At 42.5% G+C, this 17,440-nt stretch carries 12 protein-coding genes and 1 other RNA gene; 9 read left to right on the top strand and 4 right to left on the bottom strand.

Going from position 1 to position 17,440, the window contains the following annotated elements:
• The first annotated feature begins 743 nt into the window (after window positions 1-743).
• The 3 genes from DSL64_RS05250 to DSL64_RS05240 all read left to right on the top strand — a co-directional run bounded on the left by DSL64_RS05250 (window position 744) and on the right by DSL64_RS05240 (window position 6,035).
• Window positions 744-3,878, top strand: coding sequence for a PAS domain-containing protein (locus DSL64_RS05250; protein WP_115829619.1), 3,135 nt, complete (start codon window positions 744-746; stop codon window positions 3,876-3,878).
• Between the two features lie 233 nt (window positions 3,879-4,111).
• Entirely contained in the window at window positions 4,112-4,498 is a 387-nt protein-coding gene (locus DSL64_RS05245; protein ID WP_115829618.1) for a response regulator, read from the top strand.
• 244 nt (window positions 4,499-4,742) lie between these two features.
• Complete coding sequence (locus DSL64_RS05240) at window positions 4,743-6,035, top strand: YihY/virulence factor BrkB family protein (protein WP_115829617.1); 1,293 nt, start codon at window positions 4,743-4,745, stop codon at window positions 6,033-6,035.
• Between the two features lie 262 nt (window positions 6,036-6,297).
• On the opposite strand, the gene DSL64_RS28925 is transcribed toward DSL64_RS05240, so the two are convergent.
• Window positions 6,298-6,480 (bottom strand): hypothetical protein, encoded by a 183-nt coding sequence (locus DSL64_RS28925; protein ID WP_115829616.1) that lies wholly within the window; start codon window positions 6,478-6,480, stop codon window positions 6,298-6,300.
• A 95-nt stretch (window positions 6,481-6,575) separates the two neighbouring features.
• On the opposite strand from DSL64_RS28925, the gene tnpA reads away from it, so the two are divergent.
• Window positions 6,576-7,013, top strand: a complete 438-nt coding sequence (gene tnpA / locus DSL64_RS05230; protein WP_115829615.1) for an IS200/IS605 family transposase — start codon at window positions 6,576-6,578, stop codon at window positions 7,011-7,013.
• A 1,525-nt stretch (window positions 7,014-8,538) separates the two neighbouring features.
• On the opposite strand, the gene ssrA is transcribed toward tnpA, so the two are convergent.
• Window positions 8,539-8,910, bottom strand: a transfer-messenger RNA (tmRNA) gene (gene ssrA, locus DSL64_RS05225).
• A 211-nt stretch (window positions 8,911-9,121) separates the two neighbouring features.
• Entirely contained in the window at window positions 9,122-11,446 is a 2,325-nt protein-coding gene (locus DSL64_RS05220; protein WP_115829614.1) for a TonB-dependent receptor, read from the bottom strand.
• A gap of 144 nt (window positions 11,447-11,590) precedes the next feature.
• Here DSL64_RS05220 and DSL64_RS05215 point away from each other — a divergent pair, with 144 nt between their 5' ends.
• The 4 genes from DSL64_RS05215 to hemF all read left to right on the top strand — a co-directional run bounded on the left by DSL64_RS05215 (window position 11,591) and on the right by hemF (window position 15,134).
• Window positions 11,591-12,025 (top strand): PepSY-like domain-containing protein, encoded by a 435-nt coding sequence (locus tag DSL64_RS05215; RefSeq protein ID WP_115829613.1) that lies wholly within the window; start codon window positions 11,591-11,593, stop codon window positions 12,023-12,025.
• Between the two features lie 180 nt (window positions 12,026-12,205).
• Window positions 12,206-12,580, top strand: a complete 375-nt coding sequence (locus DSL64_RS05210) for a BlaI/MecI/CopY family transcriptional regulator (protein ID WP_199539340.1) — start codon at window positions 12,206-12,208, stop codon at window positions 12,578-12,580.
• A gap of 30 nt (window positions 12,581-12,610) precedes the next feature.
• A complete protein-coding gene (locus DSL64_RS05205; protein ID WP_115829611.1) occupies window positions 12,611-14,116 on the top strand; it encodes a M56 family metallopeptidase in 1,506 nt (501 codons plus the stop codon).
• Between the two features lie 97 nt (window positions 14,117-14,213).
• Window positions 14,214-15,134 carry an oxygen-dependent coproporphyrinogen oxidase gene (gene hemF / locus DSL64_RS05200; protein ID WP_115829610.1) on the top strand — a complete coding sequence of 307 codons (921 nt, stop codon included), beginning with the start codon at window positions 14,214-14,216 and terminating at the stop codon, window positions 15,132-15,134.
• A gap of 103 nt (window positions 15,135-15,237) precedes the next feature.
• Here hemF and menC read toward each other — a convergent pair whose 3' ends face one another.
• Entirely contained in the window at window positions 15,238-16,320 is a 1,083-nt protein-coding gene (menC, locus tag DSL64_RS05195; protein WP_115829893.1) for an o-succinylbenzoate synthase, read from the bottom strand.
• 66 nt (window positions 16,321-16,386) lie between these two features.
• Here menC and lpxK point away from each other — a divergent pair, with 66 nt between their 5' ends.
• Entirely contained in the window at window positions 16,387-17,427 is a 1,041-nt protein-coding gene (gene lpxK, locus DSL64_RS05190) for a tetraacyldisaccharide 4'-kinase (RefSeq protein ID WP_115829609.1), read from the top strand.
• The last annotated feature ends 13 nt before the right edge of the window (window positions 17,428-17,440 follow it).

Below are 17,440 nucleotides of genomic sequence, written 5' to 3'. Positions count from 1 at the left end.
CAGATTTTGTGTCTCTAAGTATAAAGTAAATATAATTCTTAGTATTTATATTATATGATTTCTAAATATTCTGAATATAGTTCAAAATTTTACTGATCGGTCTTTCGGTAAATTTCATGCCAGATGAAAAAAGTTTATATGTAAATTAATTTATTCGCTTTCTTATAGAAGTATTATTTGGCAAAGTTCCTGTTTGTGCCACTATTCACGGAGTGGGCAGAGCCGTTCAGATTCATATTTTCTGAACAAGTTGGTTTGTTGTCCTGATGCTTTTCAATGCGGATAGCGTAGACTCTGTCAGATCCTGGGAGATATGGCTTGGAGTATTGGTAATGCTTAACGGTAAGAAACGTTAAGGAAGGGGCAACCGGAAAGAGAATAAACCTTTTTCCTGCACATTTTGACTCTCAGTTGTAGGGATAATCAAATCAACCAACCGTTTTGTGAATTGAAATTCGTAGCCGCGTTAACAGTGATGCGACGAATTTGTTTTTCATCTGAATGACGGATAGCTGCAAACAGCTCTGTTGCCGGAATTTCATGATTCCTGTACTGATATTTTCAATCGGGTCGCGCCAGCCTAAACTATTATTAACAACATAAGCAGATGCATCTCAAATGATTTTGCCTGTTTCCTTACCCAAAAAAGTAAACTCGTTATCACGCATTGAATTATGCTTAAAAGCCAATAGCTTTATGATATAATCGTGATGCGATTATACCCATAGTCACTTTTTAATTTTATGTCAGAGGCGAACATACATGGTTTTTCGCAGGATATAATCCGGCTCAAAGCTGCTTTGGGGGCAGCCGGTATAGGTATTTGGGAGGTCGATTTAGCCAATAACATGGTTTATTGGGATGATCGCTGCTGTGAGCTCATAGGATTGGAAAAACAACATGCCATACCCTTTGATCAGTCTTACAAATACATTTACCCCGATGACCTGCCCCTTGTGACAAAGTTACTCAATGCTGCCCTACAGGGGGAAAATGGAGGCGCCTACGAAGCAACCTACAGAACCGTAGGTGCTGACAATCTGATAAGATGGGTGCATTTTTCAGGTTCTGCCTATATGGACCACGACAGTCAGGTCCAACGTTTCGGAGGAGTGGCGCGCGATGTGAGTATGCGTCATCAGGCACAGCAAAAGGCGAGTGAAAGTGAAGAGTTTATCGAATTTCTCAGCAATTCGGTACCAGCCATGATTTTCTATCTGGATGCTCACCAACGCTATAAATCCTATAACAGTACCTTCATGCAATGGTATAATGTGGGAGAAACCGAGGCGCTTGGTGTTCACGTACGGGATTTTATTGGTGAAGAGGCCTACGCAAGAATCTATCCCAGATTAATAAGAGCCTACGCCGGAGAACAGGTAAGTTTCGAAATGCCTGCTCCAGGCCGGATCGGAAAGGACCGCTGGCTAAGTATAATTTATACGCCAGACATTCAGGACGACGGCACCGTGGCGGGTATTGTGATACATGCTACAGATGCCACCAACAGTAAACGCACCGAAATCGCGCTCAGGGAAAGTGAAGCAAAATTTCGTTCTATATTCGAGCAGGCTCCAATGGGGATTGCATTGGCAGAAGGAAGGGATATGGTTGTTACATTGGGAAACGACCGCATCTTCGAGATTTGGGGAAAGAGCTCTGAAATGACTGGGCTGCCCATGATGGCAATACTCCCTGAACTTGAAGGCCAGCCATTCATGCAACTGATGCAGCAGGTGTACGATACTGGTATTCCGTATTTCGGAGCCGGAACATTGGCAAGGCTTAAAAGGAAAGGAGTGCTGGAAGATGCTTATTTTGATTTTGTATATACGCCTGTAAGGGCAGACGACGGACGTGTGACAGGGGTTATGACCCTGGCTACCGAAGTGACCAACCGTGAAATAGCCAATCAGGCTATAGCGCATAGTGAAGCCAGATTCCGTTCATTGATCGAACAGGCTCCGGTAGCCACTTGTTTGTTTATCGGAAAGGATATGAAAATTGAGGTGGCCAATGACAAGATGATTGGTGTGTGGGGTAAAGATGGTTCGGTCATTGGTAAGCCTTTGAGTGAGGCAGTACCAGAGCTGGTCGGACAACCTTTTCTTGATATTCTTGAATGGGTATATACAACAGGTAGCGCCTATTCTGCTACAGCTGCTCCGGCTGAGCTGGTAGTGGATGAAGTGCTGTCGACCTACTATTTTAATTTTAGTTATAAACCTCTTTTTGATAATAATGGTCAGGTGTACGGGATCATAGATATGGCTGTTGATGTAACCGAACAGGTGATCGCACATCAAATTCTGGAAGAAAAAGAGATCATACTTCAAAATGCCATAGAGCTTGCTGAGTTAGGGAACTGGACAGTGTACTTACCCGAAGGAAGAACAACACTGGCGCCCAGAATGGCTGAATGGTTTGACGTTCCGCTGGCTGAGGCAGATATCAGTGTTTTTATGCAGTCGATTCAGGAGGAGGACCGCAGACGTGTTCGCAATGCTCTTTTTTATACACTTGACCCGGAGTCGGACGGCTGGTTCAGGGAGGAATATACGGTAGTGAGCCAGCAAACAGGCCAGAGAAGGATCATCAGTGCGATTGGAAGATCATTTTTTGACAAATACGGCAAACCTTATAAAATTGAAGGAACGGCACGGGACATTACCTCAGAACGGCTACATCAATATGAACTGGAGCAAAAAGAAGCTGCGCTCAGAAACGCCATTGAGCTTGCTGAGCTTGGAACCTGGAGTTTGGATGTGCCTACTGGCATAGTGACATATTCCGAAAGGTTGCAAAACTGGCTGGGAAATAGCGCAATGGATCTAGACCCGGGGGCACTGTCACATGTGCATCCGGATGATAAGGAAAGGGTAGGGCAGGCACTTTCAAAGGCCATTGAAGGTAACGGACGGTTTGACCAGATCTATAAGCTTGCCTGCAATTCTGATGGAACAACACGTATTATACATTCCAGCGGAAGAGTGCATTTTGATGGTGATGGAAACGCCATCATGCTGGTCGGCACGGCTCAAGATATCACAGTTCAGCAGGATTTGAAATCCGCTCTGGAGGCACAGGTGCGTGTACGAACAGAGGAATTGCAACTTGCCAATTATGAACTGGCCGGGACTAATGAACTTTTGGTACGCTCTAATGAAGAACTGGCTCAATACGCCTACGTGGCCAGTCATGATTTGCAGGAACCTTTGCGAAAGATACAGGTCTTTACCGATATGCTGTCATCGGATAGCATGTTGTCAGCATACGGAAGAGAATTGGCGTCCAAGATATTCTCGTCAGCGGAAAGAATGAGGATGTTGATTATCAATTTGTTGGATTTCTCTCAACTGGCCAAATCCGAATCTCCTTTTCATCTGATTGATCTCAATGAGATTGTAAGAGATGTATTCCGGGATTTTGAGCTTGTTGCACAGGAGAAGGGTGCTATATTCAGGCTGGATAAACTCCCGTCTCTGGAAGCTGTCAGCCTCCAGATGAACCAATTGTTTTATAACCTGATCAGTAATAGCCTGAAATTTACCAAACCTGATCAGCCACCGGTTATCTCCATATCGTGTGATATATGTCCGGTTGATTTGTTAAAAGATTATATCAAACTTCCGCATCCCTTCGCAGTATATTACCGGATTCATGTACAGGACAACGGTATAGGATTTGAAAATCAGTATGCAGACCAGATTTTCGAAATCTTTAAAAGGCTTCACGGCCGCAAGAGTTATCCCGGATCGGGTATCGGACTTGCTTTATGCAGAAGAATAGTCTTAAACCATGGCGGGGCTTTAATTACAGAATCTGCACCGGGGAAAGGAGCAAGCTTCTGGCTGATTCTACCCGACAAACAATCCTGATTAATTTTCGTGTACAATTTCATCTGCTGGAAAAAGTCGCAGTGAATTTGTTTTGGTATTATTTAAATAATTTTTATTACTTGTACATTAGAAGTAAATTTATAATTATAGTACTATTTGTACAACTTGAAGGTGTTTTATAGTAATAATTTTATAGTCTGGTCTGATTCTTTTGCAAATGGTTTTATGTGATTCTAAGATTTAATACCTTCGGAACATTCATCTCATTTTGTATGAAAATAGCTATAATCGACGACGATCCCATTTTCCAGATTTTACTGAATAAACTGATTCAGAAAATACCCTCTGATAACGTTGTACAGCAGTATACCAACGGTCGTATCGCGGCGGAATTCATTGAGGAGTTTTCTGAAAGTGTGAATGTGTTGCCTGAACTGATCTTTCTGGACATAAACATGCCGGAAATGAATGGATGGCAGTTTCTGGAAGCATTAAGAACATTGTCGATTAAAGATTATAATCCTGTTATTTATTTGTCGAGTTCATCTCTGGATGACAAAGACTATATCAGAGCCAAATCATTTACCGAGCTTAAAGGCTTTTTAAATAAGCCTATTTCATTTCCTGAGCTTTCACATATTTTGGAATCGTTCCAGTAAAGATATTTTGTTCCGGCTTATTAGTCGAAGGATCACCGGTAGCAATTGCCGGTGATTTTTTGTGTCCGGACCAGCGGTTCCAGGCGGAACCCTCGCAAATCTAGGATGCATCTCGGTGTGCCTGTTTTGTGTTGTTACCTATTGTAAATGCAAGACATATTCCCATTCTGGCACAATTTTTACCATCAGCAGGCTGAACGATCGAAATATCTACACAAGGTTACACGGGTAAAACAGCACACAAATGGTTAAGGTCAAATTTATTATTGCGCTACTTAAAGACAGTTTCTCAGAGTTTTTAGACGATAACTGTATGAAACTCGCTGCGGCGCTGTCTTATTATACGATATTTTCGCTGGCTCCGCTGTTGCTGCTCGTGATTTCAATTGTGAGCATATTTTTTGGGAAGGAAGCCTTTGAAGGCGAACTGTATACTCAGATCAGTGGTTTGGTGGGAAGTCAGGCTTCATTGCAAGTTCAGGAAATTGTAAAGAATGCGGCTTTGACCAATAAGTCATCGACTGCGGCTGTGATAGGTGCGGTTACTTTGGCGATTGGTGCTACGGCGGTATTCGCAGAGATCCAGGATTCGATCAATTACATCTGGTCGATCAAATCAAAACCTAAGAAAAGCTGGCTTCAGTACCTTAAAAACAGATTACTTTCCTTCTCGGTGATTATAACCCTGGGTTTTCTGATGATTGTATCGCTGGGAGTAAACGCAATGGTGGACGTACTTAGCAGCAGATTGGAACGCTACTTTTCTGAAGGTTCGGTAATATTGTTCTCGATCGTGAATGTGGCTCTTGTCCTGGCGATCATTACTGCCCTTTTTACAGTTATTTTTAAAATTTTACCGGATGGTAAGGTACGTTGGAAAGAATGCCTGGTAGGTGCAGGATTTACAGCTGTATTGTTTGCAGTGGGAAAGTTTGCCATCAGTTTTTATTTGGGGCAGTCGGATTTGGGGGCTACCTACGGAGCTTCAGCATCAATAGTGATACTGCTAACGTGGATATACTATTCATCCATAATCCTTTATTTCGGAGCTGAGTTTACAAAGGTATATGCAAGATCTGATGGTACTTCGATTGAACCTAATGATCATGCCGTTCTGATTGTTCGCAGAGAAGCAGAGCAGAACGAGCCTGTTCAGCAGAAGGCTAAGGAGGGCGTTGCGAAAATTGTGGCTGTGTTAAAACCGGAAGCTGTCAAGAGCAAATTAATCGACAGCGTGACTTCGTTCGTGGATGACAAACTGAACGCTGTACGGGCGGTGATAAATACTACCATATCCAGACTGACTTCGCCTGTGCTGTTCTACGCGGTAGGTTTCGTGATGTTTTTTATGACTTTGATTGTAGGTACATTAATCGTCGGGCGACTTCTGAACCAATGGGTTGACAGCGATTATCTGGGTTATGTGGTTCTTCTCGGGGCTTGTTTTATTATTATAGCGTTGGTAGTGCTGTTGAGAACAAAAATCACAATTTTCCTTCGCCGTACACTGTTTAAACTCATGGAAGAAAAAAACTGACAGACGTGAGATTACGGGCATTTCATCACGCCACGATTATATCCGGCGCTTTGCTCCATGAGCTGATTTCGTTCGTTGTCAGGCTCCCACATGTGATTACCCAGCACATCAAAAAAGGTTTTTTGATCATGATAGACTAAGGGTGGAGGAAGAATCATACCTGCCTATTCCGAAGATTCGCATAGTGGATCAGGCTATAGTTCAACGTAATTAGAATCAGACCAAGCCGGATATTCAGGATATTCACTGAGTCGCCGTTGACTTATAATCCCTGTCTTTGTAATCTGAAATTGTCGATTGATTCTGAAATTCCATCACCATCTTTCCAAATCCGACCTGCGTTTACTGGTATTAAAACGCTGTTATTATCATCTCCAGTTTTCTCTATCATCACTAGTGAATATTGAAAATCTTTGATCGAATTTCCTTCGAGCTGTCCGGACATGACAGTCACCAGTTTATTGGTCTCAATCGCTAGTTAAAACTATGCGCTTTCAGCGCAAGACTTTCAGTTGCTACACATTTTGTTAAATTTACTGAATGAGTAAAGAGCAACGAATTGGGAGCCATACGGTAACTTGGTTGACGGTCCATATTGTTTGGGTTACAAAATACAGATATAAAGTTCTGACCGGCGATATCCAAATTCGTTGCAGGGAACTTGTTAAGCAAATATGTGATGCAGAGGACGTACGTATTCTGAAAGGTGTTGTAAGCAAGGATCATGTTCACATTCATATTGAGTATCGACCTTCTCTTGCGATTAGTGATCTTGTAAAAAGATTGAAAGATCGTACATCTCGTCGCTTGCAGGAAGAATATCCAGAATTGAGTAAACGATACTGGGGTCGCCATTTCTGGGCAATAGGCTATGGGGCTTGGAGCACCGGTAATATTACGGATGAAATGGTTAATGAATATCTGGAGCATCATAGAAAGCCTGGAAATATTGATACTGATAATATTATACTTGAATAAAGAATTTCATTCTTTCCTTTAACCTATGGACTTTAAGTCCATAGTGGTTTAGTTGGAATTCCACTAGACACAGCCTCGTTTTTTGCAAAAATTGTAAATCTGTTACCACTACCCACGATAAATGCACCCTGGCCTACTCCTTTGTCACTACCTCTGTTGTGATAATCATGGGAAATTTCCTGAGCATCAGTTTGTCCATAAAATTTATAGAAGTTGTCAGAAATCACAAACCCTTTTTTCTAGGCATCGGACGGACCGTACGGCTCAACTAATTCGTAGGGGCTTACCCTGATAGCCATATCTATCCTGGGAGGTTCATTCCTTTCGTTAATGGACATGCCCTGTGTTCTTAGCTTGTCAATAACAGCTTGCGACACAATCGATTGAATGCGTACTATTTCCCCTTCTTTTTTTTACAAGCATATAAAAATATAATTGACAGGACAATTATACATGTACGGGCCACTGAAGTAGATAGATTTTTCATATTTGGTGTTTTTCGATTATTTGGATGGTTTAGAATGATTTCTGCATGGCTATTTTGACCTTTCCTTCTTCGAGCTCAGCAATCTCATATTTTAAGGCAGGAATTTTAGTGAAATGCTCTATGAGTTCGTCAGTAGATCCTTGATGGTCACTTGATGGTCAATCGATAAGCTGCCCTGCGTGCCTTTAATAGATTTTTTGACATTTTTCACTTTGGTTTTTGGAAAAAGCAGTTGCAATAAACCTGTCGCCCATCTTATTCCTCTTTGGCAAAACCGGTATTGCCGTACTCGATCCGGGTACGGGCAACCGAAGGTGGTTTCAGGGATAGTTTAGGACCGAACACTTAATCAGCAGGGTGCAGCTCCGCATATTGTGATGACGAGGAGACAAACCACTCGGTTTGTTTGTGGGAGTTATCGAAAAAATGGCAAAGCTTTGAATACAGACAGCTACCGCTCGATCCGTGGGTTTAAGTATTTGATGGCTTAATGAATTTGGTTTAGATCGGTTGCGTCCTTTGTCACAATAATTCCGATAAGAGCGTAGCCAAAATTATCTGACTCGCTGTTGTTTTCGTTTGCAATATAGCCTAAATACGTTCTCCAAGGCTCTCGACAGCAGTGAGATACGTGTGGAGTTTGTGTTTTTTCTCTTTCAGACATAATACATTGTTTCCTGTCTACACCGACAGATAGTTCAGACCTCAGCAAAAAGACAAGATGTAAATCAGGTTAACATGTTAAATGTCAAAACATTACATCGCTTTCAGTGAGTACTTTTTTTCTATCCGAAGTACTACACGAATGGCTCACTAGAGTTTTGTGCATTTTTATAAATTTTGACATTATACGCACAATAAAAAAAGCCCATTTACGCGGGGTAAATAGGCTTTTAGATGTTTTAAAATTACTTTTCGTGGAGACGGAGAAACTTGAAATTAGCATTTAACTTATTAATAATCAACAAGTTGTAAATTCAATTTTTTCACTACAACACGAATCGCTCACTGGTTAAACTACTTCCAGTAAAAGTTATTCAGTGGAGATGCAGGGATTCGAACCCTGGTCCAGAACAGGGAAACCCTGCGCCTTCTACATGCTTATCCGTGATTGGATTTTCGAACCTGACAAGGTACACGGCGGACCCGCGTCATGGCCTTAGATACTGGTGTCTCGTTGAATTTCCGTATCACTATTTCAACCAGCGCTGATTTGCGACACCCCGGAGCCCAACCGTCAGCACGTAGGTTGGAGGGATGATGGCATTTGGTTAATCCTCCGGATTAAGCAGCCATGGCGTAGTTATTTTCGCCAGTTATTGTTCGAGAATATTATTTCCGGGAGGTACTCTCAACTCCCGACATGCTTACACACAGAACCTCAGCCCGCTGTCAATACCAGTCACCCCCATTTTTGTTGGCACAGGTACTTTACTTGAAGCAAAGTATTGTTGCTATCAGAAGACAAATGCGGTTGAATAATAGTTCAAAGTAATTATAAAAATTTTCTTCAACACTGATTACCAAATGCTTAGTAACCGGCAAGTTTTACATTCACAGATTTATCGATAAAATTAACCGACTTCTCCGCTAAGACCCGCTTTGCGGTTCCGACCGGATCTCAGAACTCCCATCTGTAGCTCAAAACCGGAATCAGGCCCAGCTGATATTGTGCTACAACTTTCTTTTTAAAAGTGTCGTAATAGCTGTATGCTTCGTTTTTTGTACCTGAAATATTTTGCAGATCCAAAGCCAGAGTCCGGCTGTAACGGGTTTTACTTTTCTTCCAGTAGATCCGGACATCCGGGCGGAAGTAGTCTTTCATTTTTACTGAGAACGCCTGATCTTGCAGGTACACTGTTGTATTGCTGGCCGTCGAAGCATCAATATCTATGGGTGTATCCCGGAAGCCGCCTACCCAAAGAATTTTTGCATTTATGCCCCACGTACTTTGAGTTCCCTTCTTAAATTCTTTTCCCCCTGTAAAACTGAAAGTGTGCCGTCCGTTGAAACGGCTGTCACGCCTTACACCATCGCTTCCTACATAAGTGGCATCATACAATGATCCTGACAAAAGAATATAATATTGATCTGTTAGTAGCTTCTGATAGGTAGCCTCAATTCCATAATTGCGTCCGGTTCCAGAATTCTCAAGACGACGATTCACTTCATTTTCAATTACGTTGAGAGCTGAAAAAGAGTTACGTATCCCATCAGTCACAGGAACATCTATCATTTGTTGCCAGTATGCTTCCAGTTTCAGACTACTGTTTTTGACAAAATTCTTTTGATAGCCTAATACAAGATGATGTGATCGGGTAGGTTTCAAATGCAGGTTACCCGCGAACTGCGTTGTACTATACTGAGCTAAATATACCTGAGGAAGCTGCAACTGGCTATGTAGTCCATACGAGAAACTCACCTGCTGACTAGGATTCAGTTGCCATTTTACTGCCGCTCTTGGCTCCAGGGTTGAAGAGTTACCTTTAAGAATATGCGTTTTTAAGGTGCTTATCATCGAATGCAACCCAAGCTCTGAGGTAATATTGTCAGCAATTTTATAGGTCCAATTGATAAATGGCTGAATCAACCAACCTGTTAATTGCTGTTCTGATCCACCCCAATACCTGGTTAAGCCAATGTTATCATATTGCTTTGTTGCATATAAGCCTGCCTTGATTCTGTTTTTATCATTAACCCTATGTGTGATATAGGTGTTTGCTGAAAACCTGACCTTACTCAATTCATCGCTGTCGGTGAGAACCCTGTTATTTGCAGCAATTTTCACATCGTAACTCTGCCGAATTGTTGTCAATCCTGAAGCCACAAGAACTGTATTCCATGAGGTGCGATTACCTAACGAAACGTTATGGGTTATACCTCCTGCACCCATTTTATTCTTAAAAATAATATCTCTCCCATCTTTTTGTACTTCCCAAAGAGTACTGTCCCTCTCGGCAGTAAACACGTTTTCACTGATTCCACCTAATCCAAAAATACTGAAGGTTCCTGCCTTTTTTGTAGGCAGATTTACATTGAAAGAAAAATCCTGAAACTTATTGGCCTCTCCGCCAAAATCAATACCGATAGAACTTAGCAAACCAGTAAAAGAGTAACGGTAGTTGGCCACGTACGACGCTTTCGATTTCTTTGAAAATGGACCTTCTGCTGCAACATCGATACCGATCAGCCCTACCTGCGCTACAAATTCTGTCTTCTCATCATTTCCTTTGCGAAGGTTCATATCTAGTATGCCGGAAAGCGCGTTGCCATATTGTGCAGGAAAAGCTCCAGACAGAAAAAAAGAATTTGAAAGTAGCTGCGTACTGAGAATATTTACACCTCCACCGGTTGTTGTGGCACGGTCGCTGAAAGTACCTGCGTTGGATAGATGATTGGGATTTACAATCTCCACACCTTCCAGTCTCCATTGCATTCCATTGGGGGAATTTCCCCGGATTACAAGCCCGTTTGCCTGATCGTTGGCCGCCGCTACTCCGGGAAAAGAAGTGGCTACCCGTGCCGGATCCAGATAAGTAGCAGCGTACCGCATTGTTTGTTCAATCGTAATTTCCTGAACGCTGTTGAAGGCGCCTGGTCGGTTGGTAGTAACCGTTGCCTCCCGTAATTGCTGACCGGAAGCATGCAGCCGTACCTCCTGCACATTTTCTCTCCCGGATTCCAACAGAATTTCTGGAATTACTACTGATTCATAACCCAAATAAGAAATCTTCAGAACATATCTGCCCACTGCAATTTCCTGAAAACGGAAACTGCCATTTTCATCAGTGCTTGTGCCGTCTGAATTTTTATCGAGAGTCACCGTTGCACCAGATAAAGGCAGACCTGTGTCTGCATCCCGGACAGTTCCCCGTATGGTTGAAGTATAATTTTGAGCTAAACAGAAAGAAGTCGTAAACAATACAATGAGGAGAATTCTAAGCATCTGAGAAAAGGTATATGGAACACTGGCACAAAAATAATGCGTTAGCAGGCGATCACAAACTTAAATTTATTCAGAGTGCCATAGGGGTAAACCCTGAATGGATTGTCTCAGGCTAAACGTAACAAATAATCTAACTGACATCTTATGAGAATCGCACTAACCAGTCTTGTATTTAGCTTACTCTTACTTACAGGCTGCGACAAAGAAAAAGTAGTGAACGAAAACGATTTGCCAAGTGGCGCCCGCGAATTCGTGGAGGCGCACTTCCCCTCTGCCAAAGTACAACAGGTAGTGAAAGAGCGTGACGACCTGGAGGTAACTTATGATGTTATTTTGGATAACCAGGTAAAACTAACATTTGATAAAAGTGGCAACTGCTATGACGCAGAAAGTCCTGCCAGCTTAAAGTTACCTGATTCTGTAATTCCTCTTAAAGTGCTGGAATATGTGCAGGCCAACTATCCTGATCACTTTATAGTCGAATGGGAAAAAGACAAAACTGATCAGGAGGTAAAACTTTCCAATCGCGTTGAACTGAAATTTAATCTGAGCGGAGGTTTTTTGAGAATTGATAATTAAGAACAACGATAGTACTTACACTTCTTCAACAACAGACAAGGACGAGGCAAACGCTTCGTCCTTGTCTGTTTTAGTGGGTTCAAAAAATTAAATTAAAAAATTTAACCACATTTATTGACATAGATTTTAATTGCTCTACATTTGTAGAATACAATATACAAACATAGAATAAACAAAATGATGCAACTTAGTAAAGCGGAAGAACAGCTTATGGATTATTTGTGGAAGGCAGAAAAGGCATTCATGAAAGATCTGATAGAGGCATTTCCAGAGCCTAAACCAGCAACAACTACCATTGCTACGCTTTTGAAACGCATGCAGGATAAAGGTTTTGTAGGGTATACACTTTATGGAAATTCGCGGGAATATTATCCAATGGTTCAGAAAACCGACTATTTCTCAAAACAAGTGGGCGGCATCATCAAAACATTCTTTAACGATTCTGTTTCCCAGTTTGGCTCATTCTTCGCGAAAGACACCAACCTGAGCACCCGGGAACTGGAAGAATTAAAGCAAATTATTGAAGATGAAATAAAGCGTAAAAAGAACGACTGAAATAGACTTCACCTCTTAATCCAAGCGAAAATGATCACCTACTTCATTAAGTTCATCCTCTGTTCTTTCGCCTTGCTGCTTTTCTACCGCCTTTTTCTTGAAAAAGAAAAAATGCACCACTTCAACCGGTTTTACCTACTGGCGAGTATTCTGTTTTCACTAACAATTCCTCTGGTGAGTATAGAGCTAACCAACCCCGGCCCGGTAGAATATGCTTCTGTAGTACAGAAGCTAAATACCTATCCTGTTATCAATCCGGAATCATCTTCTATCATTGCTGCATCTCCAACCAGTAGTGCAGCAAATAACCTTGAATACATCATTCCCGGAATGTATGCGGTGGTGACGTTCCTGTTGACCCTACGTTTGATATTGAATTTCAATACTTTGCTGAATAAAAAGAAAGGAAAAACGCTGATCGATTACCACCAATCCAAACTAGTGTTACTCACAGAAGAGGTGACCACTTTCAGTTTCCTGAATTACATTTTCGTCAATGAGAAATTATTTCGGGAAGGACACATAAAGCCTGAAATACTCACACACGAACTCGCTCACGTACAGCAGAAACATACATTGGATTTACTTTTCACAGAACTCGTCAGCGCTGTTTTCTGGATTAATCCTTTGCTGCATTTCTACAAAAAAGCCATCACGCTGAATCACGAATTTCTGGCAGACGGCGCTGTACTGAACCAGTTTGAAAACGTACAGAACTACCAATTGCTTCTGCTTGACAATGTACTTCATGCAAAACAGGCGAATCTTACCAGCAGCTTTAACTATTCTATCACAAAAAACCGATTAATCATGATGACTAAAAATTCCAACCGGACGCTTACAGTCTTAAAGAAAGGTATCGTCCCCTTACTTTCGTTTGGTCTTGCATTGATTTTCTGTGAAAAGATTTATTCGCAGAACACGCCAAAAACAACCGTAAGTAAGGTTCAGCCAATTGTAAAACCGGAAGAGGGAAAGACTCCTGTTGACTCTGCCAATCCAAAATACCCGAGAGCACTTTATGCACAAAAATCAGGTTCGGGACTTTCTCTGGATCAGATCCGGGAATTTGAAGATATACTCGAAAAACATACGAACTATACAACGAATAAAAAGGGAAGAACGGATCGTATCGTTCGCATGCCACCGGCTCTGAAGGATCAAATGTATGAGCGCTACACACGCATGGATAAGGAACAGCAGCAGCAACAGTTTGATCAAGGGCTAATCATAATGCAGATGGACATCCCCGTTAAAAAAGCCCCTACTCCCGAAATGTTCGAGAACTGGAAAAGACCTACTGTATTCGGTATATGGATCAACGACAAGCAGGTGCCCAATTCCGAACTGGACAAATATAAATATTCAGACATAGCAGAATATGACTTAAGCAAATTGTACGGGGCAGCACTGAAAGGCCGGATTTATAAGTATCAGCTCAATTTACTGACCAATGATCATTTTGACAAAACGTACGAAGAGCGGGTCTTAAACCGAGTAATCATCTCACGTACATGGCTTCCCAAAGCCCCATAAAACAATTATTCTGTTCAAAAACATCATTCTGTCCCTAATTTGACTACTGTTTCCTGTTTATCCTCGTATTTTTGCCCGGTAACATAAGAACCAGCATATGAATATTGAAGATATAGAGTCATTTTTTAAGGGTTTACAGGACAACATTTGTGCAGCGATTGAAGAAACCGACGGGGGGGGCAAATTTAAAGAAGATGCCTGGGAGCATCATTCAGGCGGAGGCGGCAGAACCCGTTTGATACAGCACGGTAGTGTGTTGGAAAAAGGAGGTGTCAACTTTTCAAGTGTACGTGGAGAAGTACATCCGCGCCTTCGCCAGCAAATGAACCTGGGAGAAAACGATGACTTTCAGTTTACTGCAACCGGTATTTCGATTGTGATGCATCCTGGCAATCCCCACGTACCCATCATTCATATGAACGTGCGGTATTTTGAGCTGAGTAACGGAACGTGCTGGTTTGGCGGAGGAATTGACCTTACTCCTCATTACGTAGTTGAAGATGATGCAAGGGCATTTCACCAGCATCTGAAAACCGTTTGTGACAAACACCATGCTGCCTTCTACCCAACTTTCAAAACCTGGGCCGACGATTACTTTTTCATACAACACCGCAACGAAACGCGTGGTGTGGGAGGAATTTTCTTTGATTATCTGAAACCAGATCAGCAGGGAAATGGGCAGGGTTTATCAAAAGAACAGCTTTTTGCTTTTGTGAAGGAAGTAGGTGAAAGCTTTGCGCCCATATACACAACACTCATGGACAGATATCGCGACATCCCTTTTACACAACTGGAAAAAGACTGGCAATATCTGCGAAGAGGACGTTATGTCGAGTTCAATCTGGTCTGGGACAGAGGCACCAAATTCGGACTGGAAACAAATGGTCGCACCGAATCCATACTGATGAGTCTGCCTCCGCAGGCCAACTGGGAGTATAATCTGATCCTGGAAGAAGGATCTAAGGAAGCGGCTACTATCGAATGGCTACGCAAAGGTGTGGAGTGGGCTCCGGTCTGAACGCCATTTCGGCGGTCTGAACGGTGACAGACGGTCGTAAGTTGATTACCCGTTCAGGCTGCAAAAATGCATTCAGACCGGTAACGAGGTGCTAACATCCGACTCAAAACGAGGGCAACTCCCATTCCTTGTTCAGATCATAAAACAAATGACCGTCCCTGATATAAAGCGGAGATTCAAAATTATTATGATACAGCTGCCCCGTGCCTAGCCCCTGGGGCAGCTCATTGTGAAACTGCGAAGTGAACTGTGCAATCGCGTTCAGACCAATATTGGATTCCAGCGCAGAGGTAATCCACCATCCGATCTTCAGCCTGTCTGCAATCTCAATCCATTCTTTCGTTTGCCGAAAACCGCCCAATAATCCGGGTTTCAAAATGATATAGGTAGGTTGAATTTTCTTTAACAGTGCGAATTTCTCTCTGTAGTCAAATATTCCAATCAACTCCTCGTCCAACGCAACCGGCACTGGCGAGCTTGCACAAATCTGTGCCATAAGTTCATGTTGCCCTGCTTTCACAGGTTGTTCAATTGAATGCAGGTCAAACCGGGCAAGTGCTTCCAGTTTAGTATCCACGTTTTCTGCATTAAATGCACCGTTAGCATCTACACGCAATGTGATTTCCGAAGCCGAAAACTGCTTTCTCACCGAAGCAAGTACCTGCAGCTCCTGTTGGAAATCTATAGCGCCTACCTTCATTTTTAAAGTGGCAAACCCTTGTTCCAGTTTTTGCTGCACCTGCTGTTGCATAGAATCATAATCCCCCATCCAGATCAACCCGTTCATCAGAATGCCTTTCTGATCACTGATGAATGGGCTGTGATAAATGATTCTGTTGCCACCATTCATATAATCCAGCAAGGCAGTTTCTATTCCAAATCTGACAGAAGGCAGATGTTCAGGGATAACCTGCTGAAGGATGATAGAAAGATTGAAAGGAAATACTTCTAAATCCAGCTCGTTGAAAAGAGAGCAGACATCAGCCAGCTGATTCTCAAAATCAGGCAGATCGTCGACACTTAATCCCGGCAACGGCCCGCACTCCCCGTAACCTTCAACGCCAGGCCGTTCTGTATCCGTAACACGTACAAGCCATGATTTCCGCTCCGTCATCACCCCACGCGATGTTCCTGCCTGCTTTTTAAAGCGCAGCGTATGAGGTGTAAAGACGATTTTTAACGGCATGATTTCTGGTGTCAGTTTTTTCAGGGCTGCAATATTAGCCAAAAAATACGTAATTATGCAGATAAGATGATAGAACGCAATTGGATTAAAGTCATATTGACACCTCTTTCCTGGCTATACGGTTTGATTACCAGTATCCGAAATCTGCTATACGACACACAGGTGCTGCGTTCTGAAAGGCCTTCCCAATTCACTCTTTCTGTCGGTAACATCACTGTTGGAGGAACAGGCAAAACCCCTATGACAGAGTATCTTGTACGGTTGCTGTCAGCAAAATATGCTACAGCTATCCTGAGCAGAGGATATGGGAGAAAAACAAAGGGTTTTGTACTGGCTCAACCGAAGCTGACCGCCGAAGATATTGGTGATGAGCCCTTACAGTATTTTGAAAAATTCGGAGATTCTGTCACAGTGGCAGTCTGTGAGAAACGGGTGATTGGAGCAAGAGAAATTGCTTCCCTGAAGCCTGATGTAAAACTGCTGTTGCTCGATGACGCCTTCCAGCACCGGGCCATTATTCAAGATCTGAAACTGGTATTGACAGACTATGCCCGGCCATTCTACAAAGATCTTCCCTTCCCTGCCGGACGCCTTCGCGAAACAAGAAGCGGAGCCAAGAGAGCTGATGCCATTATTGTTACCAAATGTCCGTCCACTCTGACAGAAGAAGAAAAAATACAGATTATCACAAAAATCCGTCGCTACGGCAAAAACGGAACGCCTGTCTTTTTCTCTTTCATCCGGTATGGCGAGGCTGTTTGTTATGACGGAAGTCGGGTTAAGTTAAATAATGTTAAACTGGTGGCCGGCATCGCAAATCCAGCTACGTTTACCGCACATGTCGGGCAGCATTGTAACGTTATAGAGGAAATTATTTATCCTGATCACCATAATTACAGCACCGACGATCTGAAAGGACTGATTAAGTACTTAAAAAACGATACTTTTGTAGTTACAACCGAAAAGGATATGGTCAAGCTAAAACCATTAGTGGAAGAAGCAGGTGTTACAGCTCAATTTGTTTATATACCCATTGTCGTAGATTTTAAAAATGAAACCAGCAACTTTGATCTCTGGATACGGCAAAAAATCCAGAATATCCTTTAAAAACGGCGTATTA

This window comes from Dyadobacter luteus (genome assembly GCF_003383615.1).
In the GTDB taxonomy this organism is placed as follows: domain Bacteria; phylum Bacteroidota; class Bacteroidia; order Cytophagales; family Spirosomataceae; genus Dyadobacter; species Dyadobacter luteus.
Note: the sequence above shows the minus strand (reverse complement) of the source record. Positions and strands in the feature narration are given on the sequence as shown.